Annotated in this window: 20 protein-coding genes and 1 pseudogene; 16 read left to right on the forward strand and 5 right to left on the reverse strand. The window is 57.0% G+C overall.

Annotated elements, in window-relative coordinates; genetic code table 11:
* Positions 1-17: 17 nt before the first annotated feature.
* Positions 18-1,475 carry a GumC family protein gene (locus E4633_RS08510; protein ID WP_162604965.1) on the reverse strand — a complete coding sequence of 486 codons (1,458 nt, stop codon included), beginning with the start codon at positions 1,473-1,475 and terminating at the stop codon, positions 18-20.
* A 270-nt stretch (positions 1,476-1,745) separates the two neighbouring features.
* Here E4633_RS08510 and E4633_RS08515 point away from each other — a divergent pair, with 270 nt between their 5' ends.
* Positions 1,746-2,402: a hypothetical protein gene (locus E4633_RS08515; protein ID WP_135869830.1), complete on the forward strand. Its 657-nt coding sequence runs from the start codon at positions 1,746-1,748 to the stop codon at positions 2,400-2,402.
* Between the two features lie 110 nt (positions 2,403-2,512).
* Here E4633_RS08515 and E4633_RS08520 read toward each other — a convergent pair whose 3' ends face one another.
* Together E4633_RS08520 and E4633_RS08525 are read right to left on the reverse strand one after the other, a co-directional pair.
* On the reverse strand, positions 2,513-2,794 hold the full coding sequence (locus tag E4633_RS08520) for a hypothetical protein (RefSeq protein ID WP_135869831.1): 282 nt from the start codon (positions 2,792-2,794) through the stop codon (positions 2,513-2,515).
* A gap of 430 nt (positions 2,795-3,224) precedes the next feature.
* A complete protein-coding gene (locus E4633_RS08525; RefSeq protein WP_198419412.1) occupies positions 3,225-3,674 on the reverse strand; it encodes a flavodoxin in 450 nt (149 codons plus the stop codon).
* A 362-nt stretch (positions 3,675-4,036) separates the two neighbouring features.
* Between E4633_RS08525 and E4633_RS08530 the strand changes: the two genes are divergently transcribed.
* The 12 genes from E4633_RS08530 to E4633_RS08585 all read left to right on the forward strand — a co-directional run bounded on the left by E4633_RS08530 (position 4,037) and on the right by E4633_RS08585 (position 16,713).
* The gene (locus E4633_RS08530) at positions 4,037-4,921 is read left to right on the forward strand and encodes an AraC family transcriptional regulator (RefSeq protein WP_135870432.1); all 885 of its coding nucleotides are present in this window, start codon (positions 4,037-4,039) and stop codon (positions 4,919-4,921) included.
* A gap of 397 nt (positions 4,922-5,318) precedes the next feature.
* Complete coding sequence (locus tag E4633_RS08535; RefSeq protein ID WP_135869833.1) at positions 5,319-6,299, forward strand: aldo/keto reductase; 981 nt, start codon at positions 5,319-5,321, stop codon at positions 6,297-6,299.
* A gap of 44 nt (positions 6,300-6,343) precedes the next feature.
* Positions 6,344-7,171 (forward strand): SDR family oxidoreductase, encoded by an 828-nt coding sequence (locus E4633_RS08540; protein ID WP_135869834.1) that lies wholly within the window; start codon positions 6,344-6,346, stop codon positions 7,169-7,171.
* Between the two features lie 78 nt (positions 7,172-7,249).
* Positions 7,250-8,437, forward strand: coding sequence for an iron-containing alcohol dehydrogenase (locus tag E4633_RS08545; RefSeq protein WP_135869835.1), 1,188 nt, complete (start codon positions 7,250-7,252; stop codon positions 8,435-8,437).
* 23 nt (positions 8,438-8,460) lie between these two features.
* Positions 8,461-9,072, forward strand: coding sequence for a flavodoxin family protein (locus E4633_RS08550; protein WP_135869836.1), 612 nt, complete (start codon positions 8,461-8,463; stop codon positions 9,070-9,072).
* A gap of 24 nt (positions 9,073-9,096) precedes the next feature.
* Positions 9,097-10,338 (forward strand): multidrug effflux MFS transporter, encoded by a 1,242-nt coding sequence (locus E4633_RS08555; RefSeq protein WP_135869837.1) that lies wholly within the window; start codon positions 9,097-9,099, stop codon positions 10,336-10,338.
* Positions 10,339-10,365: 27 nt separating this feature from the next.
* Positions 10,366-11,217 (forward strand): aldo/keto reductase, encoded by an 852-nt coding sequence (locus E4633_RS08560; RefSeq protein WP_135869838.1) that lies wholly within the window; start codon positions 10,366-10,368, stop codon positions 11,215-11,217.
* Positions 11,218-11,311: 94 nt separating this feature from the next.
* Positions 11,312-12,295 carry an aldo/keto reductase gene (locus tag E4633_RS08565; protein ID WP_135869839.1) on the forward strand — a complete coding sequence of 328 codons (984 nt, stop codon included), beginning with the start codon at positions 11,312-11,314 and terminating at the stop codon, positions 12,293-12,295.
* 61 nt (positions 12,296-12,356) lie between these two features.
* Positions 12,357-13,556, forward strand: coding sequence for a carboxymuconolactone decarboxylase family protein (locus E4633_RS20675; RefSeq protein ID WP_216629461.1), 1,200 nt, complete (start codon positions 12,357-12,359; stop codon positions 13,554-13,556).
* 46 nt (positions 13,557-13,602) lie between these two features.
* Positions 13,603-14,307, forward strand: a complete 705-nt coding sequence (locus tag E4633_RS08575) for a 4Fe-4S dicluster domain-containing protein (protein WP_135869840.1) — start codon at positions 13,603-13,605, stop codon at positions 14,305-14,307.
* Entirely contained in the window at positions 14,304-16,106 is a 1,803-nt protein-coding gene (locus tag E4633_RS08580) for an aldehyde ferredoxin oxidoreductase family protein (RefSeq protein WP_135869841.1), read from the forward strand. The genes E4633_RS08575 and E4633_RS08580 overlap by 4 nt, the downstream gene beginning before the upstream one ends.
* A 67-nt stretch (positions 16,107-16,173) precedes the next feature.
* Positions 16,174-16,713, forward strand: coding sequence for a hypothetical protein (locus tag E4633_RS08585; RefSeq protein ID WP_135869842.1), 540 nt, complete (start codon positions 16,174-16,176; stop codon positions 16,711-16,713).
* Between the two features lie 503 nt (positions 16,714-17,216).
* Here E4633_RS08585 and E4633_RS08590 read toward each other — a convergent pair.
* Positions 17,217-18,592, reverse strand: a pseudogene (locus tag E4633_RS08590) (sigma-54-dependent transcriptional regulator).
* Positions 18,593-18,734: 142 nt separating this feature from the next.
* On the opposite strand from E4633_RS08590, the gene E4633_RS08595 reads away from it, so the two are divergent.
* The 3 genes from E4633_RS08595 (at position 18,735) to E4633_RS08605 (ending at position 21,084) form a co-directional block, all read left to right on the forward strand.
* Positions 18,735-19,502, forward strand: coding sequence for a slipin family protein (locus E4633_RS08595; protein WP_198419413.1), 768 nt, complete (start codon positions 18,735-18,737; stop codon positions 19,500-19,502).
* A gap of 85 nt (positions 19,503-19,587) precedes the next feature.
* Entirely contained in the window at positions 19,588-20,406 is an 819-nt protein-coding gene (locus E4633_RS08600; protein WP_135869844.1) for a glycosyltransferase, read from the forward strand.
* Positions 20,407-20,568: 162 nt separating this feature from the next.
* Positions 20,569-21,084 carry a ferritin gene (locus tag E4633_RS08605; RefSeq protein ID WP_135869845.1) on the forward strand — a complete coding sequence of 172 codons (516 nt, stop codon included), beginning with the start codon at positions 20,569-20,571 and terminating at the stop codon, positions 21,082-21,084.
* Between the two features lie 160 nt (positions 21,085-21,244).
* Here the strand turns inward: E4633_RS08605 and E4633_RS08610 are convergent, their stop codons facing one another.
* Entirely contained in the window at positions 21,245-22,276 is a 1,032-nt protein-coding gene (locus E4633_RS08610) for a peptidylprolyl isomerase (RefSeq protein WP_135869846.1), read from the reverse strand.
* Positions 22,277-22,394: the final 118 nt, after the last annotated feature.

The following is a 22,394-nucleotide window of genomic DNA, read 5'->3' on the forward strand; positions in this document are numbered from 1 at the left end:
CTTCCATCGCTTGGCGGCTAGAGCCGCTGCCTTATGCTCAGCAGAACCTTGAGTCCCAAACGCCTTTCCACCGCCTGAGGGGTGGCGAGACCGGGGGTGTAAAACTCCGAGACGATGGCAATCCCGACCCCTGAGGCGAGGCCGAGGCCCAGGCCCAGTAAAAGAACCTTAACGACCTTGGGCTCCACCGGCTCAACGGGAACACTGGCCTTCTGTATCACGCTGACATTGGCTAACTTAAGTCTGTCCATGGCGTTGGATATGCGGGCCTCCTCCGCACGGGCCACGAATGATTGGTAGTTCTTTTCATCGATTTCCTGCTGCCGTTTCAGCCTCTGGATTTCCTCCGAACTTTGTTCCAGCAGTTGAATCCGCTGGGACACACTTTTGCCTTCTTCTTGCAGCGCGACAAGCTTCGCCCTCTGCGCCTTGAGTTCGGTTTCCGCGTTGACCAGCTCCGCTTCTGCGCTCCGGTACGCGGGGTCCGCCTCTCCCGGCCTGCGGTTTCTTCTGGCTTCCAGCTCTTTAAGCGATGCCCTCACCGCTGCCAGCCGCTCCTTGGCGAGCGGTACCAGCGGGCTTGAGTCGGGATAGCTTGCCAGCAACTGCTCCTCTTCCAACTGCATGTTCAGCAGTCTTGCCTCCGCCTCGTCCATCGGCCTCTGGGTGCCGGGTTCCGAGGCGGTCGAACCCAACGCCAGCACCTTTTCCGCTCTGGATTTGAGGATCGGAACCCTGGCTGCCAGCGCGTTGATGCGGTTTTCCACCTCTATCTTTTCACTCTCGATGGAAGCCACCCTGGTGAGCAGTAGCCGCGCCTGCTCTTCCTGCGAGACGATGCCGTTTCTTTGTCTGAACTTTTGCAGCGAGTTGCCGGAATCGAGCAGTTTCGACTGGTAATGGGCCAGCTGGTTTTCGATGAAAGCAGTGTCGGCATCGCTGAAGACCTCTAGATGTTTCTCCTTGAATGCCTCCACCATAAGGTTCACCGCGAGCGCGGCGAGCTGGGGATTCTGGTGCTTGAAAGAGATCTCTATCACGTTGGAATTCTTGACCTCCTGGACCGTGAGGCTCCGGCTGAAGTTCAAGGCCGCCGCCTCAAGCCTGTCCTTCTGGTCTGGGAGGTCGAGCAGCTCCGGGTAGAGGTTTTCAAGCTTTATGGTATTGATCACCTTCTTCACGGAATCGAGGCTGGTCAGAACCTGAATCTCCGAATTGATGATTCCGTCCTGGCTGATCATCAACTGTCTGCCGCCGTACACCTCGGTGCGGTTGCGGAACTCCCTGCCGATTTTGATCAGCAGCGTGGACTTCGCTTCGTAGACGGGGGGCTTTGAAAGGGGTAGTGCGGTCAGAGCTAGAGTCGTCGCCGTGAACGCCATCAGCATCCTGTATCTGAACCGGAAAAGGATGACGAGCAGGTCTCTGGCGCTGAACGCCGCATCCTGTCTGATCTGGGTTTCCTCGGTTTTCATAATCATTCCCTGGTTTTGGGGCGATCCGATGTCACGCTGAGAGCGCCTGGCTTAAATGCTTATGGTTAATTTATCTTAAGGCAGCGAAGATGATAGCCGCTATGGTTACGGTGTCAACAGATGGGCCGCCGACGGGAGGCAGCTTTGGATTCCGCGAAGGGTAAAAGAGGCAAGCGCAGCTTGACAGACGAGAAGTGAGGCTTTACGCTGATGTCCGTTAGACGCGTCTAACCGGACCGGTGGGCAATAAAACTAGGCAAGGAGGAGGCGATGAAGATGCAACGAAGGATAAAGCGTGATTATCGGCGACTTTCCCCGACAAAGTTCCTCGCATTCATTCTGGCGGTGCGACATTCACTCACCAGTAACCCAAACTACCCGGATTCCTTTTGGGGGGCGAATCTGGCCCTTCTTCAGGTATTGTTCGAAAAGATCTCTGCATGTGAAGTGGCTTTCCGGGTGGCCCGCAACGGAGATCGGATTCTGATTCAAGCACGTGAAAAGTTGATGGACGAGATCGTGGCGCTCCTCGACGAGATCGCCTCGCTTTTGGAGGCTGCCTCGGTGCGGAATCCGGACGCTCTATCCACTACAGGCTTCGCCATCACCCAGGAGCACAAGAACCACAACAACAGAACGAAACAGCCCTTGACCGCTTCAGACGACTTCACCGTGGTCAACCTCGGTGAACCCGGCAAGGCGCTCGCCCGTGCCTCCACTGTACCTGGTGCTTACAACCACGAGATACATATCAACAGGGGAGATCCTGCGCGCGAGGGCGACTGGTTCCATGGCTCGATATTCCCGGATGCCACGAAAATGCTTTTGGAGAACTTGGTGCCAGGCAACACTTTTTTCCGCATGAGGCATCACGGTGCTGAGGGGCCAGGTCCCTGGTCACCCATAACCAGCGTCACGATTTCCTGATCGACCGGATTCTTAACCTGTCCTTTTTTGGGGGGCGCCAAAAATGGCGCTCCCATTTCATCTTCGCTTGACTGGTAGGACTCCCCGATCTTGATCACACCCTTACGCAGCTACATCCCACACGTACAATTTTTGCGGCTTGCGAAGCTTGTCCTTGCGACCACGAAGCCCGTGATCACGATGTCCCGGAGCGCGGTCGTGATGACGTGAAGCGCGGTCGCTATGACGCGGAGCGCGGTCGCTATGACGCGGAGCGCGGTCGCGATGACGCGGAGCGCGGTCGCTATGGCGCGGAGCGCGGTCGCTATGACGCGGAGCGCGGTCGCTATGACGCGGAGCGCGGTCGCCATGACGCGGAGCGCGGTCGCCATGACGCGGAGCGCGGTCGCCATGACGCGGAGCGCGGTCGCGACGACGGAACCGGGTCACTGTAGACTATTAGTGGGGGAGCAAGCGGTGGCGGGGAGTTGCTGGTTGTGCTGATTGTCCGGAGACAATTAAGTCCTTACAAAACCGGCCTCTAAGTGCCTGTCTTTATTGTCGTGGCATTTGCAGCTGATTTCGGAAAGTTCTTACATTTTCGGCGATTTGTTCATTAGAAGAATAATTTTGGAGACAATAGAGTCCTTACTATTTCACTTAAATTCCGCAGAATCAAGTCCTTACCCACATAACGCAAAGGGCTTGCCATGATCACTTTTGGGCTCCTGTCGCCCGATACTGTGGTTGCTGACGAACTGTCACTCTGTACGCCGCTTCCGTCTCTCCTGCGCACTATGCGAGGGACAATAGATTCTTGCTTCCCATGCTGTGACCCGAGTTTTACGGTAGCCTGAGCCATTTCCGGATCGGTTCCTCCGCAGTCCGAACGCTACCGCCTACGATGGAAAGTCCCCTCAACACCGTGGCCGCTGGGCAAAGTTTCCGGATATCCTTCTCGCTGCGCCCCATGCCACTGCCTTCGTGGGTGCAGAACGGGATGATGGTCTTCCCCGAGAAGTCGTACTCTTCCAGGAAGGTGAAGAGCGCCATGGGCATGGTCCCCCACCAGTTGGGGTACCCCAGATAGATGATGCCGTACTCCGAGATGTCCTCGAGATGCGCGGAGAGATCTGGCCGGGTATTCTGTCTCAGTTCCTTCTTGGAAATCTCCGTCGTCTCGCCGTAGTCAGCGGGATACTGCTTGATGGTGTCGATTTTGAACATTGCGGCACCGGTAAGTTGCTGAATGATTTCAGCAGCAACCTCGGTGTTTCCCACCGGTAGGTTCACAATGTTACCTCCGACATAGTTATTGCCGGCACGCGAGTAATAGGCGATCAAACTTTTTCCTTTGCTCATTTGGACCTTCCTTTCCGATTTCGGATAGCTGCGACCGGGAGAAAGCTAACGCGGACAATGCCGCGTTGCCTGCCTTGAAAGTCGCCGTTCTGATCACACCTTTGGGTGATGGCAAATACTACCTCAAGGAAACCACCGGACGTTATCCCGATTCTGCTGTATTTTTGCCTGATTCTCCTGGAGAGGTGAAAAAGGTTGAAAGCCAATTATGGGTAGAGTAGGATTGTGTTCATCTTAAGCGCATTAACTGTCTAAGTAAATTGGTGAAAGTGGAGGACGTTGTGGAAAAGGGGATGGAGTCTTTAAACGAGGCCATTGCTCGATGGACCGAACAGGGAGAGTTGCACACTACTGCGATTCCGGATCTTGCCCTTTTCAGACGACAGGAACCAACGGAGCCGATAAGCGGGTTATACGAGCCTAGCGTCTGCCTGGTCACCCAGGGGGCGAAAGTCGTGAAATTTGGTGATGAATCCCTAGTCTATGACGCGCAGCACTTCCTAATCACGGCCATTCATATGCCCACGCTGGTTCAGGTAACCGAGGCGAGCCGCGAGAAACCTTACCTGGGGCTCAGGCTGAAGCTCGACCTGCGCGAGGTTTCCCAACTGATGCTCGACTCGAACCTCCCAAAGCCGCGCACCCAGCATACCAGCCGGGGTATGGCAACCGGCGAGGTCACGCCGCAACTGGTCGACGCCTTCAGGCGGATGATTGCGCTGCTTGACGATCCAATGGATATACCCATTATGGCACCGGTCGTCCAGAGGGAGATCATCTACCGCCTCCTGACGGGGGACCAGGGAGAACGGCTGCGCCAGATAGCTTCTACAGGCAGCCAGGGCAGTCAGATCGCCCGTGCGATCGATTGGTTGAAGGGCAATTTAAGCCACCCCCTGCGGATCGAAGATTTGGCGACCAAAGTCAACATGAGCACCTCGACATTCCACCATCATTTTCGGACCCTGACCGCCATGAGCCCGCTGCAGTACCAGAAAATGCTGCGCCTGAACGAGGCTCGGCGCCTAATGCTGGCTGAGCGCGTCGATGCAACAACGGCAGCGTTTAACGTGGGTTATGAGAGCGCGTCGCAGTTTTGCCGGGAGTACGGCCGTTTGTTCGGTGCCCCTCCCTTGAGAGACATCAACAGACTGCGGCAGACTTCTGTCGCCGCCTAAACTTGACCAGATCATCAGAATCGCGAGAAGGGGCTGGACACCCGCAGGTGCCTAGCCCCTTTTTTTCGGCTTAGGAAATAACTTTCACGCTCCTGAGATGTTCCGGCCACCCAGTCCGCCGCGGCCCCTGCCTCTCGGGCCAATGGGCAAGCCTATACCTCGCGTATGAGATCCGACGCATATTCGAGCCCCATCGCTGTCTCTACCATTTATCCATCCTGTGCGCAACACCCCGCCCACCTTGCTTTCGCATCACGCTCCGCCTGTAGAATCTCTTTTTTGGGGGCTGCCGGACGATCAGGCAAAAATCAGACAGGATCAAACTACCTCCTTTGCCTGAACGGGTGTTACGATCTACCCATAACGACATCGCAGCAAAACCCGAACGGAGGACAGCATGAAAAAACGCAAATTGGGCAACAGCGGCCTTGAAGTTTCCGCCATCGGCATGGGTTGCATGAACCTTAGCTTCGGTACCGGCAAAGCAGTCGACATCAGTGAAGGCGTCAAGGTCATCCGCGCCGGATACGAAAAAGGCATTACCTTCTTCGACACCGCAGAGGCGTACGGCCCTTTCACAAACGAGGAACTGGTCGGCCATGCGCTTGAGCCGTTCCGCAAGGAGGTAATCCTTGCCACGAAGTTCGGCATGATTTCCGAGGATGGCGGCCTCAACAGCCGTCCGGAACATATCAAAAAGGTCGCGGATGCTTCGCTGAAACGGCTGAAGACGGACTACATAGATCTGTTCTACCAACACCGGGTCGACCCGAACGTGCCGATCGAGGATGTGGCCGGGGCAGTAAAAGAGCTGATCCGCGAAGGGAAAGTCAGGCACTTCGGTCTTTCCGAGGCAGGAGCCGAGACCATTCGCCGCGCTCACGCTGTGCAGCCGGTGGCCGCAGTCCAGAATCAGTATTCCATCTGGACCCGCGAGCCGGAAGCCGAGGTCCTGCCGGTGTGCGAGGAGTTGGGGATTGGCTTCGTCCCCTGGGGCCCTCTCGGCACAGGCTTTCTGACCGGCGCCATAACCCCCGACACCGAGTTCGACAGTGCGACCGACCTGCGGGCCACCTTCCCCCGTTTCACACGGGAAGCGATGAAAGCCAACATGCCCCTGGTGGAAATGCTAAATGAAATTGCCCGCGGCAAAGGGGTCTCCACGGTGCAGATCGCCCTGGCGTGGCTGCTGGCCCAGAAACCGTTCATCGTACCCATTCCTGGTATGGATAAACTCGTATACATCGAGGACAACATGAAATCCGCCGACCTGGAGCTGACGCCGACCGACCTGCAGGAGATCGAAAGGCGGCTTGCGGGCATCACCGTCCAGGGAGACCGCCTCTCGAAGGAACTGCTGTCCCTTTCGGAGGAATAGCAGAGGCGTCCTGCCAAAGGACTGGATCAGGAAAGGAGCAACTTATGAAGAACGTAATCGTCGTCATCGGTGCCGGATCGATTGGCCAGGCGATAGCGCGGCGGGTCAGCGTCGGCAAGCACGTCCTGCTGGCCGATCTGCGCCAGGATAACGTCCAGGCGGCTGCGAAGGTCCTCGGCGATGCCGGATACGAGGTGAGCACCGCAATCGTCGACGTATCCTCGCGTCACTCAGTTCGCACCCTGGTCGAGACGGCCACCGCGATCGGCCCGATTTCAGGTGTCATTCACGCCGCTGGTGTTTCCCCCTCTCAGGCAGCACCGTCTACCATCCTCAAGGTCGACCTGTACGGTACGGCGCTGGTGCTCGAGGAATTCGGCAACGTGATCGTGCCTGGCGGGTCAGGGGTGGTAATCGCTTCCCAGTCTGGACACCGCCTCCCGGCTCTGACGCCCGAGCAGGACAAGGCGTTGGCGACAACCCCTACCGAGGAGCTGCTCGCTCTGCCGATGCTCCAACCGGACCAGGTGACTGACCCGCTCCACGCTTACCAGATCTCCAAACGTGGCAACTCGCTGCGGGTCATGGCTGAGGCCGTGCGGTGGGGCAAGCGTGGCGCACGGGTCAACACGATAAGCCCAGGCATCATTATCACTCCTCTTGCTAATGACGAACTCACCGGTCCGCGTGGCGAGGGCTACCGCAGGATGATCGAACTCTCTCCGGTCGGGCGTGCCGGAACCCCGGATGAGGTGGGGGCGGTCGGTGCGCTGCTGATGGGTCCGGATGGTACCTTCATCACCGGCAGCGATTTCCTGATGGACGGCGGGGTCACCGCCTCCTACTGGTACGGCGACCTCGCGCCGAAGTGAGCGCAGGGTGCGCTGTCGGACACAACCCGGGCAACATCTTCATTTCCGCATTTAAAGAAACTTTTTAGGAGAACGAACGTGAAAAATTTCATTTTCAGCATTCCCACCACCGCTTACTTTGGCAAAGGGCAGATCGAGATTCTCGGAGAGACCATTAAGGCCCATGGGGGCTCAAAGGTGCTGTTAGCGTATGGCGGCGGGAGTATCAAGCAAAACGGCATCTACAAGGTCATCCTCGAGCAGTTTCGCAAAGCCGGTCTCGCCCATGCGGAGCTGAGCGGGATTCAGCCGAACCCGCGGCTCGAAAGCGTGGAAGAAGGGATCGAAGTCTATCGAGCAAACGGCTGCGATTTCATCCTGGCCGTGGGAGGCGGATCGACCCTGGACGCCTGCAAGGCAATTGCCGCCGGCGTGAAATACGATGGTGCGGTGACGGATCTCTTTGTCGATGAATCAGGCATCTCGTCCAGGATCGTTGCCGTAGCTCCCTTGGCGACCATTCTGACGATGGCAGGAACCGGCTCGGAACTGGATATGGGTGGTGTCATCACCGTTGGCGACGATCACAAGAAAAAGGTCGTCCTGCACCCTCTTCTCAACCCCAAGTTCTCCATCCTCGACCCCGAGTACACCTACACCGTGCCGGAGTATCATTCCATGGCCGGCGTCGCGGACATCCTCTGTCACCTGATGGAACAGTACTTTACCCCGGAGTTCGGCGCCAATGTTCAGGACCGTATGAACGAGGGGGTCATGAAGGCGGTGCTGGAGGAGGCCCCGAAGATTCTGGCTAATCCCAACGACTACGACGCCCGTGCAAACATCATGTGGGCCAGTTCCATGGCCTTGGCCGGATTCCAGTTTGTGCTCGGCAAGCCGGGATTCCCCTTCCCGCTGCATGGCATGGGACACGAACTTTCCAGCATGTACGACATGACCCATGGCGTCACACTTGCGCTGCTGACACCTGCCTGGATGCGCCACACCATCGGTACCTCTACTGAGCACCTGCCGGTCTTCGCGAAATTCGCCCGCAATGTCATGGAGGTCCGTGAGGAGGACGATGCCAAAGCGGCAGAAGAAGGCATCAAAAAGTTGGAAGCTTTTTACTCGGCCATCAAGATGCCGGCGAACCTGCGTGAGGCAGGCGTCAAGGAAGACGACCTTGAAGCGATGGCAGAGAAGGCTGTGGAAAACGGAAAACTCGGCATCCTGAGCGCTATTGGTAAGAACGAGGCACTTAAGATCATGCGGATGGCATTTTGAACGACAAGTCAAAGGACAGCGAAATGAAAGCAATTGCAATAAACGGCAGCCCAAGACCGGGCGGCAATACGGAAATCCTGCTAAAGAAAACCCTCGAACCCCTGGAGGCTGCCGGCTGGGATACGGAGTACCTGCGGATTGGCGGGAAACCGCTGCGGGGTTGCGTAGCCTGCATGCAGTGCGTCGAACGGCAGAACGGCAAGTGTGCCATCGAGAACGACGCCATGAACCAGTACATCGAGAAAATGCTCGCCGCCGACGCGATCATCCTCGGCTCGCCGACCTACTTCGCAGATGTCACCTCCGAGCTGAAGGCTCTCATCGACCGGGCCGGCTTTGTTGCCCTGGCAAACGGCGGCGCCTTTAGCGGGAAGATCGGCGCTGCGGTGGTGGCGGTGCGCCGCGGCGGTGGGACACACGTTTTCGACACCATCAACCACATGTTCCTCACCTCCTCAATGATCGTCCCCGGTTCCCTTTACTGGAACCTGGGCGTGGGGTGTCTGCCGGAGGAGGTCAGAGGCGATGAGGAGGCTCTGCACAACATGGAGCATCTTGGCCAGACCATCGCCTGGCTCGGCAGGGCCTTGGCGTCGGCCGGCCCCTTTCCCAAGGTTGCAGTGGAACTGCATTAAACGGTTTCAGCTCAGGAGTTGTAAATGTCGGACGTGAATCAAATGGAGCTATGCGTAGATGCCGATGCTTCAGCCTTGGCGGATCCCAGGCCCGGATGGTATGTGCTCGGCGTACTCAGCCTCTTGATGGGCTTTGCATCGATTTCGACCGATCTGTATTTGCCCGCCATGCCCGAGATGAGCGGTTCATTACATGCAAATGCCGGGATGATCGAGTGGACGATCTCGGGCTATCTGATCGGCTTCAGTTCGGGGCAGTTGCTATGGGGGCCGATAAGTGACCGCTACGGTCGCCGGCTGGCAGTCGGCAGCGGGCTGATTCTGTTTGTGGTCGGCTCTGTCGGCTGCGCACTTTCGAACGATGCAATTACGTTAATCGGCTGGCGGATCGTCCAAGCCCTTGGCGCTTGCGCCAGTGTCGCCCTTTCGCGTGCCATGGTGCGTGATCTCTATGAGGGAAGCAGGGCCGCGCAGATGCTGTCCACCCTGATCACGGTGATGGCCGTCATGCCCTTGGTCGGGCCACTGCTCGGCGGGCAGATTGTGGCCCTGTCCGGTTGGCGGGCGATTTTCTGGTTCCTGGTCGCGGTCGGCCTGGTCACCCTGGGCGCCCTTTACACTATCCCCGAAACTCTGCCCGCGCAAAGCCGGAACACGGAACCGCTCGGAATGGCTCTGTTACGGTATTTCGAGTTACTGAAGAATCGTCGGTTGCTGGGATATCTCGGTACGGGCGGCTTTCTCTATGCCGGCATGTTCGCTTACGTTGCGGGCACCCCCTTTGTCTACATCAGCTATTACCATTTCCCCGCTCGGCTCTACGGCTTGCTGTTCGGCCTCGGGATCATCGGCATCATGCTGGCCAATACCCTGAACCGGTGGCTGGTCGGCCGCTTCGGTTATGACAGGGTCCTGCTGTCGGGAGCCATTGCTGCCTTTGGCACCGGCATTTGGGCCGGTTACGCCTCGCATAGCGGCCTGGGTGGACTTTGGGGGCTGGTGGTGCCGCTGTTCTTTTTTGCCTCAACCACAGGTTTCATTGTCGCCAACTCGATTACCGGCGCTTTGGCTGATTTTCCAAACCGGGCCGGTGCCGTCTCAGCCTTGACCGGGGCCGTTCAATACGGCAGCGGCATCTTCGGCTCCGGCCTGGTGGGCCTGTGGGCCGACGGAACTCCCTGGCCGTTGGGGCTGGTCGTTGCCCTGAGCGGCATCGGCTGTTTACTGTCGATGGTGCTGCTTATCCCTTCAAGAAGCGCGAAATAGAGACCTCTTTCGAAAGGAGAAACCATCATGGAAAATGTTGTTTTGAATAATGGCGTGAAGATGCCCATCCTTGGAATCGGTGTTTTTCAGGTGCTCGATCCGGAAGAGTGCGAACGGAGCGTCTCCGATGCCCTCCAGGTCGGCTATCGCCTGATCGATACCGCGGCGTCATATATGAACGAAGAGGCCGTCGGTAATGCACTCAGGAAAAGCGGTGTTGCGCGGGAAGAGCTCTTCATCACGACGAAGATGTGGATCCAGGACGCCGGCTACGACAACACCAAAAGCGCTTTTGAAAAATCGCTTAACAAGCTGCAACTCGATTACCTGGACCTCTACCTGATTCATCAGCCTTTCGGCGACATCTACGGGTCGTGGCGGGCAATGGAAGAGCTCTATCGAGCCGGAAGGATCAGAGCGATCGGGATCAGCAACTTCCAGCCTGATCGGGTGATGGACCTCATCGTCCACAACGAAGTGGTTCCTGCTGTCAATCAGATCGAAACCCATCCTTTCTGCCAGCAGGTGGAAACCCAGAAATTCCTTCAGGAGAACCATGTGCAGATGGAATCCTGGGGGCCCTTTGCTGAAGGGAAGAACGATATATTCACCAATCAGGTGTTGCTGGCCATCGGCAAGAAATACGACAAAACCATCGCCCAGGTCGTTCTGCGCTGGCTGACCCAGAGAAAAGTTGTTGCAATCCCCAAATCGGTTCGCCCGGAACGGATGAGGGAGAATTTCGATGTGCTCGATTTTGCGCTGAGTGCTGAAGATATGGCGGCCATAGCGACCCTGGATCGGAAACAGAGCAGCTTCTTCGACCATCGCGACCCGGCCATGGTCAAGTGGCTGGGCGAAAGAAAGCTCGATCTCTAAGCGACAGGGGGAAAGGCAAGACAGCAGGGAGCATTACTCTCCGGGGAAACCAGAGCGGTGAGTTCCTGGCGAGCACCTTAAAGGAGAACAAGTCATGGAGAAAAGAGTTCTAGGGAAGGTTCTGGAAGTCTCAGCAATCGGTTACGGCGCGATGGGACTCAGTCATGGGTACGGTCCGGCAACCGACAGGAAGGAGGCTATTGCGCTCATCCGAGCGGCAGCGGAGCGCGGCGTGACCTTCTTCGATACAGCGCAGATTTACGGTGCAGAGAACGAAGAGATCGTGGGCGAGGCTCTTGAGCCTATGCGCGGGCAGGTGGTCATCGCCACCAAATTCGGATTTGAGCTTGAGCGAACCGACAAGCAGCAGGTTCTCAATAGCAGGCCCGAGTACATCCGGCAGGTGACTGAGGGCTCGCTCAAGCGGCTTCGGGTCGAGGCAATCGACCTTTACTACCAGCACCGGGTCGACCCGAATGTCGCGATAGAAGAGGTCGCCGGCGCGGTCAAGGTTCTGATCGACGAGGGCAAGGTGAAACACTTCGGCATGTCGGAGGCAGGAGTTGAGACCATACGCCGCGCTCATGCGGTTCTGCCAGTTACGGCGATACAAAGCGAGTATTCGATGATGTGGCGACAGCCCGAAGAAGAGCTGCTACCGATGCTGGAAGAGCTCGGCATCGGCTTCGTCCCCTTCAGCCCGTTGGGAAAAGGGTTCCTGACTGGTCGTTTCGACAAGGATTCAACCTTCGGCAGCACAGATTTCCGCAGCGTTGTTCCCCGTTTCTCTCCGGAGAATCTTGATGCCAACCAGGCGCTAGTCAAATTGGTCAAGGATATCGCCGCCGACAAGCAGGCGACACCGGCCCAGATCGCCCTGGCCTGGGTGCTGGCCCAAAAGCCATGGATAGTGCCGATCCCCGGCACCACCAAGCTCCACCGCCTGGAGGAGAACCTCGGTGCAGCAACCGTGGAACTGACGCCCGATGATCTCCAGAACATCGCGAGCACCCTCGCGAAAATCGAGGTGCATGGAGATCGCTATCCCGCCCATCTACAGCAGCGGGTGGGGCGCTAGCTGGCGTAGCGAACGCTCTCCGGCGATGCGGAGTAACTACTGTGTGAGGGACCTATTTGCCATGAACCGACTACTCGTCATAGCATCTGCTGGCATCGTGTTGATCATGGCCGGCATATCGGAGGCGCACGCCATGCAAAACCATCTGAACGCGAAACAGCGGGCAATCATCCCGGTCGCTGCTTTCACTGCCAACAGTGATCTAGATAAATTGAAAGTGGCCCTAAGTGAGGGACTCGATGCCGGGCTTACCGTGAATGAGATAAAGGAAATCCTCGTTCAGCTTTATGCGTACGCCGGCTTTCCTCGAAGCCTCAACGGCATTAGCACTTTTATGACGGTCATTGGCGAACGAGAGAAAAAGGGGATCAGGGACGAGAAAGGGAGGGAAGCAAGCCCTTTGCCGTCGAACCAAACCAGCCTTGAATTCGGCACCCAGAACCAGACCAAGCTGGTTGGTCAACCGGTGGCCGGGCCTCTTTTCGATTTCGCCCCGACCGTCGACCGATTCCTGAAGGCCCACCTCTTTGGTGACATCTTTCAGCGTGACGTGCTGACCTGGCAAGATCGGGAATTGGCAACCGTGGCTGCTCTGGCCAATATCGAGGGTGTTAATCCCCAATTGCAGGGGCATCTTGCCATTGCTCTGCACAACGGCCTGACACCGGAGCAACTGCGCGAGGTTGTAAGCATTCTGCACGTAAAATGCGGCCCGCAGGTTGCGGAGAATGCCGGAGTCGTTGTTGAACAGGTTGTGGCCTCCAGGAAACCAGTGACCGTTGGTGTACCCCCGGTTGTAAACCAGCCGAAGAGTGCTGTGCACGGAGCAAAGGAGAAAAACATGAGCCAGCAACACGATGATTTGCGCGATGGCGGGGTTTTCCCTCGCGGAGAGAAGAACGAGGCGTACGCCAAGTATTTTACAGGCACCAGCTACCTCAACATGCTGTCCACGGAACGGGTTTTCATCGGCAATGTGACCTTCGAGCCCGGATGCCGGAACTTCTGGCACATCCACCACAAGGGGGGGCAGATTCTGCTCGTCACCGGCGGACGCGGCTGGTATCAGGAGTGGGGAAAGCCGGCCCGGGAACTCACCGCCGGCGACGTGGTGAATATCCCTCCGGAAACCAGGCACTGGCATGGAGCTACGAAGGACAGCTGGTTTTCCCATGTGGCAGTGGAAGTTCCTGCAGTGAGAGGCTCCACCGAATGGTTTGAGCCGGTGTCTGACGAGGCATACAACCGTTTACCCGACTGATTGGGGGTAGAACGATGATGACCGCCATAATCAAAGGGGTGTCAAGATGAACGCTAACGATGATAGTGGGAGCTACAGCCGCCGGCAGTTTCTGAAGGGGTGTGGGCTCGGTGCCGGTTCGCTTGTCTTGCTCGGCCAGTTTGGAGTTCATTCCGCTGCCTGGGCTCTTTCGGGAGAGCCCGTTCTTAAAATGGTTCTGGTAGATTACAGCAAGTGTACTGGTTGCCGCACCTGTGAAACTGCCTGCTCTGCGAGCAATCATCCGGTGCCGGTCGGCGGCAATGAGTTGCCGGGACTTGGCAATCCTGCTTATTCAAACATTAGGCTCCACAACTTCAATCCCGATGTGGACGTAGCCAATGTCTGCGCCATGTGTGCCGACACCCCTTGTGTCAATGCGTGCCGGGTTGAGCCTGACGGCAAAACTGGGCGACGCGCCCTTTATAGGGATGAAGGTACCCATACCATCCGCAACGATCCCGCTCGCTGCATCGGATGTCGCAGCTGTGCTTGGGCCTGCACCTCGCAAAGGACCGGCACGATCAGCCCCAACCATGTTACGGGAAAACCGGAAAGGATGTGCACGCTATGCGCTGGCAGCCCGCAATGCGTGAAAAGATGCCCGTTCTCGGCGCTGTCGTATGTGGAAGTCCGACGCGACAGGAAATTCTATGGGCAAGGTCCTGAAAAAATTGCAGCCCAACTGGCCAGGAACTGGTACGGAACGGCCGATTTCGGAGGTTTAAAATGAGCAGCAAGGCTGGGTACCACGGCGTTATCCTCAGCATCGACCTCTCCACGGGGAAGGCTCAAAAGGTAGCGATTCCATCGGAAGATCTAGATAACTTCGTCGGGGGGCAGGGGCTTGGTATCAAGATTCTTTATGACCGACTCAAGAAGCCGGGAGTCGACCCGCTATCGCCGGAAAACCCGCTAATCTTCATGCCCGGGCCTTTCTCGGGACTTCCGGTTCCTTCCTCCTCCAGAACCTGCGTTGTGACCAAGTCGCCAATTACGGCTCCCCGAAAAAGTGACTTTTCCCATGCCTCGACCGTTACCTATTCGAACATGGGCGGTTTTTTCGGACCGGAAGTCCGGTTCGCAGGCTACGACGGGATTGTCATAACCGGCAAGGCACCGGTGCTGTCTTACCTGGTCATCGACGACGCAAAGGTGGAGATCCGTGACGCTAGCAAGTTCAAAGGGATGCGGACGGATGCCTTTGACAAGGCTATTCTTGAAGAACTTGGCGATCGTAAGTACAAGACCGTCTATATCGGACCTGCCGGGGAGAATCTCGTTCCCTACTCCTGCATCCTTCATACCGCCGGGAGGGCTGCGGGCAGAGGGGGCGCCGGTTGCGTGATGGGTTCCAAGAACCTGAAGGCGATTGCGGTGCGGGGCACTGGGCAGCCCGGCGTTGCCGATCATGCCGGGTTTCTTTCGGCACTGGACAAGGCCAGGTCGGTCCTTAACGGTTCGGCGTATGCAAAGTCGTGGGCGGAACAGGGAACGGCGCGGGGCATTGTCGGCAACAGCAACGCCGGAACCGAGGCCGTCCGTAATTACCGGGAAGGGACCTTTACCGAAGCCGAGAAGATTGGCGCTGGAACAGCAAGGCGCGACGTCTGGGTGAGAGATATCGCCTGCTACTGTTGCCCGCTCGCTTGCAAAAAGAGCGGGATGACCAAAGGGAAGTACGGCGGGATTGTCCACGATGGCCCCGAGTACGAGACTGGAGTCATGCTGGGCTCCAACCTGCTGATATCCGACATGGCGGGCCTGCTTAAGGTAATTACCAGCATCGACGATCTCGGCCTTGACCAGATTTCGACCGGAAACGTCATCGGCTTTCTCATGGAAGCCTATGAGCGAGGGATGATCAATCGGGGCTTTCTCGACGGGATCGATCTCAAATGGGGAAGTGTCGATGCTACGCTTGCCATAATTGAAAAGATCGCCGCCAAGGATGGCGTAGGAGCCTTGGCGGCCGGGGGGGTGAGAGCCTTGGCGTGGCAGATTGGCCAGGGCAGCGAAAAATTTGCCATCCATGTGAAAGGGCTTGAGCTGGCCGCACACAACATTCAGGCCAACCTGCCCCGGGGGCTTTCCTACGCAACCGCTTCTAGGGGAGCTTGCCATATGAGCGGGGACAACGTCGCCATGCAGAACAGACGGGCCATACTTGATTCGACCGGCATGTGCTTTTTCCCCACCTTCGAGCCAGCCCTAGAAGAGCCTATGCTCTCTCTGCTGAGCGCAATAACCGGGCGGCAGTTCGATAAGGCAGAGTTTGAGAAAACTGGCGAGAGGATCTTCAATCTGGAGAAGATGTTCAACTACCGCGAGGGGTTTCGCCGTGAAGACGACCGGCTTCCCGACCGCTTTTTCGATGACGCCTTCACCCTTGGGCCGAAGAAGGGAGCGGTGCTGAACCGGGATGTCTTCGAGATGACCCTGACCGAGTATTACAAAGAACGCGGATGGGACCCGGAAACGACCAAGCCGGGAGCATCGAAACTCAAAGAACTTGGGCTGCATTATCTTTGAAAACACGTCAGGGGCAAATAGAAAGCCGTGCAGGTTGCACGACGCGAATAGCCCAAAAGGAGCCAGCTTGACGACTCAAACGTGTACTCAGTTACTGCCGGCGTGGCAGAGCTTCTACGTCATGGTCGGTTCTGCTGCAGCAGCAGTCATCGCTATTCAGTTCGTGGTGATCACCCTGATTGCCAACCTGCGCCGCTCCGTCCCCGCCGAAGCCCTCAGCGCCTTCGCTACGCCGACGGTGGTCCAGCTGGGGAGCGCCCTGCTGCTCTCAGCGATAATGAGCGCTCCATGGCCGTCTCTATGCTCGGTGGCGATCGCGCTTGCCCTGTTCGGTCTGGGCGGGCTCGTTTACAAGGCCACGGTCATCTATCGCGCGCGCCGCCAAACTTACTACCAGCCGGAGAGGGCGGATTGGATATGGTATGCGCTGCTTCCAGGTATTGCGTACGTGACCATAGCCATCGCCGCCATGTCTTTGTGGTCCTACCCCTGTCCCGCGCTCTTCGCCACCGCAACCGGCGCCCTCGCTCTGCTGCTGATCGGCATCCACAACGCGTGGGACACGGTCATACATATCGTTGTCGTACGGCTCCCCAGCGAGGAATAGGTCAGCAATGAAGCATACCGTTCGGATGGAAGATCTCAGCCTTGCTGACGATGACGTCCACCTGGATCTGCCCCATAGTAATGGGCCGAAGCTCAGGAGCAGGTGACACCCCCGTATTCGGCAACGTGATGGAGTGTCATGGTTGGCCTCGACATATAACCGCCGCCTTACCTGCGGGAGGGACCCGTGACACTGGCATGAAGGGACGGGGAGGGGGCGTAAGCCCTTGATTTTCTTGCAGAGTGAAGTGGGATTCGAATCTGCGATCTTCAGCTTGGGATCTAAGTCTAATGAAAACCAAAAAGTTCCCTGAACGCGGTACGAATTAAAGATTTCAGTCCTCTCGCTAAACCAGATGTAATCTAAGTCACTTACTAAAAAATGTAAGGACTTTATTGTCTCCGTTTTTCAGAATTCGATTAAAAAGGTAAGGACTCAATTGTTGATGTAAGGACTCTATTGTCGATGTAAGGACTTAATTGTCTCCGGACACTGATGTTAAACTAAAGCGGCATGCCGAGGCGACGCATCTTTTCGACGAGGGTGGTCCGGTTGATGCTCAGCATCACGGCCGCGCGCGCCTTTACGCCGCCGGAGAGCTGCAGCGCTTCGGTGATCATACGCTTCTCGATCTCGTTGATCGCCTGGACCATATCGATACCGGCCGGGGTGACACTGGTGGAGTGGGAGCCTTCGATGTAGTTCTTCGCTATGTTGGCGGGGAGGTCACGCAGGGTAATGACGTCACTTTCGGTAAGTGCTACGATGCGCTCCATGATGTTCTCAAGTTCGCGGACGTTCCCGTTCCACGGGTACGCTTCCAATGCCTCCAGCGCTTCCTTGTCGAGGTGCATGATGGGGCGCTGCATGGCGCGGCAGTTCTTCTCCAGGAAGTGCTTGGTGAGCGGAAGGATGTCCTCGACCCGCTCCCTGAGAGGCGGAATTTGAACCGGGATGACGTTCAGTCGATAGAAAAGGTCCTCGCGGAAGTTCCCGCGGGTGACTTCCTCCTCGAGGTTCACGTTGGTCGCTGAAACTACCCGCACGTCGAGCTTGATCTGCTTGTTGGAACCGACCCGTTCCACTTCCTGCTCCTGGAGGACGCGCAAAAGCTTCGTCTGCAGGTGCATCGGGAGCGTTCCGATTTCGTCCAGGAAGATGGTCCCGTAGTTGGCAGCTTCGAACTTCCCTACCTTTTCCTTTACCGCCCCTGTGAACGCTCCCTTAACGTGCCCGAATAGTTCGCTCTCAAGCAGGTTTTCCGGGATTGCGGAGCAGTTGACGGCGATGAACGGCTTGTCTTTGCGGCTGCCGTTGAAGTGGATAGCTTTGGCAACCAGTTCCTTGCCGGTGCCGGACTCACCGAGGATCAGCACCGTGGAGTCGGTCTTTATGATCCTCTGCATACGCGAGAAGAGCTGCTGCATCGCCTGCGAGTTGCCGATGATGTTGGCGAATTCGTACTTCTCACGCAGCTGTTTCCTTAGGTAGACGTTCTCACTGACCAACTGCCCCTTTTCGACCGCCTTGTCGATGATGATGCGGAGCTCGTCTATGTTAAGGGTTTCGTGATGTAGTCGTAGGCGCCTTTCTTCATCGCCTGCACCGCGGTTTCTGCAGAGCCGTGCCCGGTAACCAGGATTACCTCGGTACGCGGCGAGTCCTGTTTCACCCGGGACAGGATGTCGATCCCGTTCATGTCCGGCAAAAACAGGTCGCTGATGACGATGTCAAAAGGCTCACCTGCCAGGAAGTCGAGGCCGTCTTTCCCGCTGGAACACCCTTTTACGGCAAAGCCGCTCGCCTTAAGCAGGATGAGCAGCGCCTCCCGGCTCCCGTCATCGTCTTCGATTATCAGTATTTTTATACTCTGCTTCATAGAAAATTCCTGATTGTTAGAGGTTTCTTCAATAACATGGATAAGAGATTTTGGCAATATGGCAAATTGACGTGCAGGGCTGCTCCGATATACTTGGGCGGGCTTTCACTGTCTCTATGGTGACCCGAAACAGGAGGCAATCATGAACGTGGTGAACCTTTTCCCTGTGCTGTTTGTTCTGTTCCTTGTCGTGATCTTCCTTGCCAACGCCATCCGCATCCTCCCCGAGTACGAGCGTGGCGTACTATTTCGCCTGGGACGGGTCAAAAAGGTAAGGGGGCCCGGTCTGGTGCTGATCATCCCCGGGATCGACCGGCTGGTGCGGGTGTCCCTGCGCATCGTTGCGATGGACGTCCCCTCCCAGGACGTGATCACCCACGACAACGTGACGGTCAAGGTCTCCGCCGTCATCTATTTCCGTGTGGTCGACGCCGTGCGTGCGGTCGTGGAGATGGAAAACTACCTGTACGCTACGAGCCAGCTCGCCCAGACCACCTTGCGCAGCGTCCTGGGGCAGGTGGACCTGGATGAGCTCCTCGCCAATCGCGACAAGATCAACAAGGAGCTGCAGGAAATCCTTGACCGTCAGACGGAACCCTGGGGGGTGAAGGTATCTACGGTCGAGGTCAAAAACATCGACCTTCCGCAGGAGATGCAGCGCGCCATCGCGCGACAGGCCGAGGCCGAGAGGGAGCGCCGCGCCAAGGTGATCCACGCCGAAGGGGAGCTGCAGGCCTCCGAAAAACTGGCGCTTGCCGCTCAGGTGATGGCAGGAGAGCCCATGTCCCTGCAGTTGCGCTACCTGCAAACGCTCACCGAAATCGCCGCGGAAAAGAACTCAACGACCATCTTCCCCGTACCGATCGATCTCATCAATATTTTCCTCGACCGGAAAGAAACAGCAAAATGAGTTGTGTGTCCGGAAAGGTTGACTCCTGTTATTGCATATGCGAAATTCAACGCTCTCATACCTTTCCCGGATCTCAAAGGACCTCATGACAGCTGCATTGACGAAGACAAGGATCGTGGTCCCCTGCTACAACGAGGCGAAAAGGCTGAAGCCTGAGGCTTTTATTGTCGCGCTCGAGGACGATCCGGATCTTTCCTTTCTGTTTGTCAACGACGGCAGCACCGACGCCACTTTCGAGGTACTACGCGCGCTGCAGTCCGAAGCCCCGGCACGCATCGCGGTCATGGATCTGGAAAGGAACTGCGGCAAGGCGGAGGCGGTTCGTTTGGGCATGCTCGATGCCGCGCATGGAGCGTACGACCTTGTAGGTTACTGGGATGCCGACCTGGCAACACCATTATCCGCCATAGGTGATCTGTGCAGCGTGTTCGAAAACAAGGATGTGGATGCGGTCTTCGGTTCGAGGGTGCGTCTGCTCGGTAGAAATATCAGGCGCAGACCCGCGAGGCATTATCTCGGGAGGGTTTTTGCCACCTGCGCCTCACTGCTGCTTCGTCTTCACATCTATGACACCCAGTGCGGAGCCAAGCTTTTCAGGAACAGCTCAGCCCTGAGGGCCGTCCTCTCCGTCCCGTTCAAGGTGAGATGGATCTTCGACGTCGAGCTGCTTGCCCGGTTTCCGCTCGTCATGGAGGCGCCTGATAACATGGGCGCCGAAAGATGGGTCAAGTACCCTCTGCGCGAATGGGTGGACGTAAAGGGCTCCAAGGTCACGGTCTCCGATTACTTCAAAGCTTCACTGGAATTCGGCATTCTTCTGCTTTATCTTAGGTCCCCTGCGGGCAAGACTTACCGACGTTATCTCCAGGAAGCTCAAACGGAACCGCTCCCGTCCCGAACCTGACCTGACCCGGTCGCTTATTAAGAGGAAAGGGGACTGGCGCAAGTTGTTTACGGTTTGTGTAGTTGCAAAGGTCTATGTCTGGGGTAAGATCTTACCGTCATTGATAGTCTGTGCTGAATGTATGAAACAGTCATGCACCAGGCAATACAAGGGGGGATATTGATGTTGACCGAGAAGCTCTGCCAGGCCTTGAACAACCAGTTGAACAACGAACTCTATTCTGCCTATCTCTACCTGTCCATGTCTTCTTATGCGGGGTCAATCGGACTCAAGGGGAGCGCCAACTGGTTCATGGTGCAATACCAGGAAGAGATGGTCCATGCGATGAAGTTTTACAACTACATCAACAGCCGCGGCGAGCATGTCAAGCTGCAGGCTATCGCCGCGCCGCCCGCCGAGTTCAAGAGCCTGCTCGACATGTTCGAGCAGACCCTCAAGCACGAACTTTCCATCACCGCCTCCATTAACGACCTTACCGATCTCGCGCTCGCCGAGAAGGACCACGCCACCAACATCTTCCTTCAGTGGTTCGTCACCGAGCAGATCGAGGAGGAGGAGAACGACAGGGACATCATCGGCAAACTGAAGCTGATCGGGGACAACGGCCAGGGACTCCTCATGCTGGACAACGAGCTCGCCGCGCGCGTTTTCGTCCCGCCGCCGGCAACGGCGCCGTAGTCAGAACCTCGGGTAGTGCTTAGCCGGTTCCCCCTCTCCCTTGGGGCCTTTGCCCATCGCGGGACTTGGGTCCGCAGGCGGAAGAGGGAATATGGAAGTAAAAAAAGGGCCCCGAACTACGGGGCCCTTTCTGTTTATTGAGATGACTGGTGGATTTAAGCTAGTTCTTCTCGATCTTCGCGGTCTTCTTCAGCTCGTCGATGTAGCTCGAGAGTTCCTGCTGTACTTTCTGCTGCTTCAGGTAGTTCAGGATTTTCCCCTTCACCGCGTCGAACTTCTCGGTGCTCGGTTCCTGCTTCTCCACCACCTTGATGATGTGATAGCCGAATTCAGTCTCCACCACGCCGCTCACCTCGCCCGGTTTGAGGCCGAAGGCTGCACTCTCGAAGGCCGGGACGGTCTGGCCGCGGCCGAAGGCGCCCAGGTCGCCCCCCTGGCTGGCCGACGGGCAGGATGACTCCGCCTTGGCGATCGCCGCGAAATCCTCGCCTGCCTTCACCCGCTTGAGCAGCGCCTCTGCCTTTTCTTTAGCCTTTTTCCGCTCCTCCGGGCTCGCCTTTTGGTCGGCGCCGATCAGGATGTGGCTTGCCCTGACCGCTTCCTCCTTCTTGAAACGGTCGATGTTCTGATCGTAGAACTTCTTGGCCTCGTCATCGGTTGCGACTGCCTTGGCGACGAAGCGCTGTTCGATGAAATTGTTGATGAGGATGTCTTTGCGGGTGAAATCCTGCATGTCCTTCATGGACATGTCGATCCCTTTGAGGGCCTCGACGAAATCCTGCTCCGATTTGAACTTGGCGCGGTTCTGGGCCACTTTCTCGTCGACGAGTTTGTCCAGGTCGGCAACTTTCACCTTTGCCGCTTCCTGGTACAAAAGCTCAGCCGCGGTGAGCTGGTCGATGACCGCCGCTTCGGCCTGTTTCTGTGCCTCCGGGGCAAGGGGCTCCTGTACCTGGTTTTGTGCCAGCATGACCTTCATGGCGCGGTCCACCTCGTGCCTGGTGATGCCCTGGCCGTTCACCTTGACGACGACGGCCTGTCCCTTGGCGTCAGCCTCCTTGGCAACCGTCTTCTGGTCGGCCGGTTTCGCAGCAGCATCAGCCTTTTCGCCGGCAAAGACACCGGCGGAAAGCATCAAGGTCGCTGCGATTGCTGCAACGGCCGGTGTCACTGTTCTTTTGAAGGAAAACATATGTATCTCCTTTGGGAAAATTTAAGACGCGATGGTAGCATCTAATCAAAGCTAATTCAAATCAGAAAACATATGTACTGGAAAACTTCATTACTTAATCTTGGGGGTTTTATTGCGC

The organism is Geomonas terrae, from assembly GCF_004791675.1.
GTDB classification, from domain to species: domain Bacteria; phylum Desulfobacterota; class Desulfuromonadia; order Geobacterales; family Geobacteraceae; genus Geomonas; species Geomonas edaphica.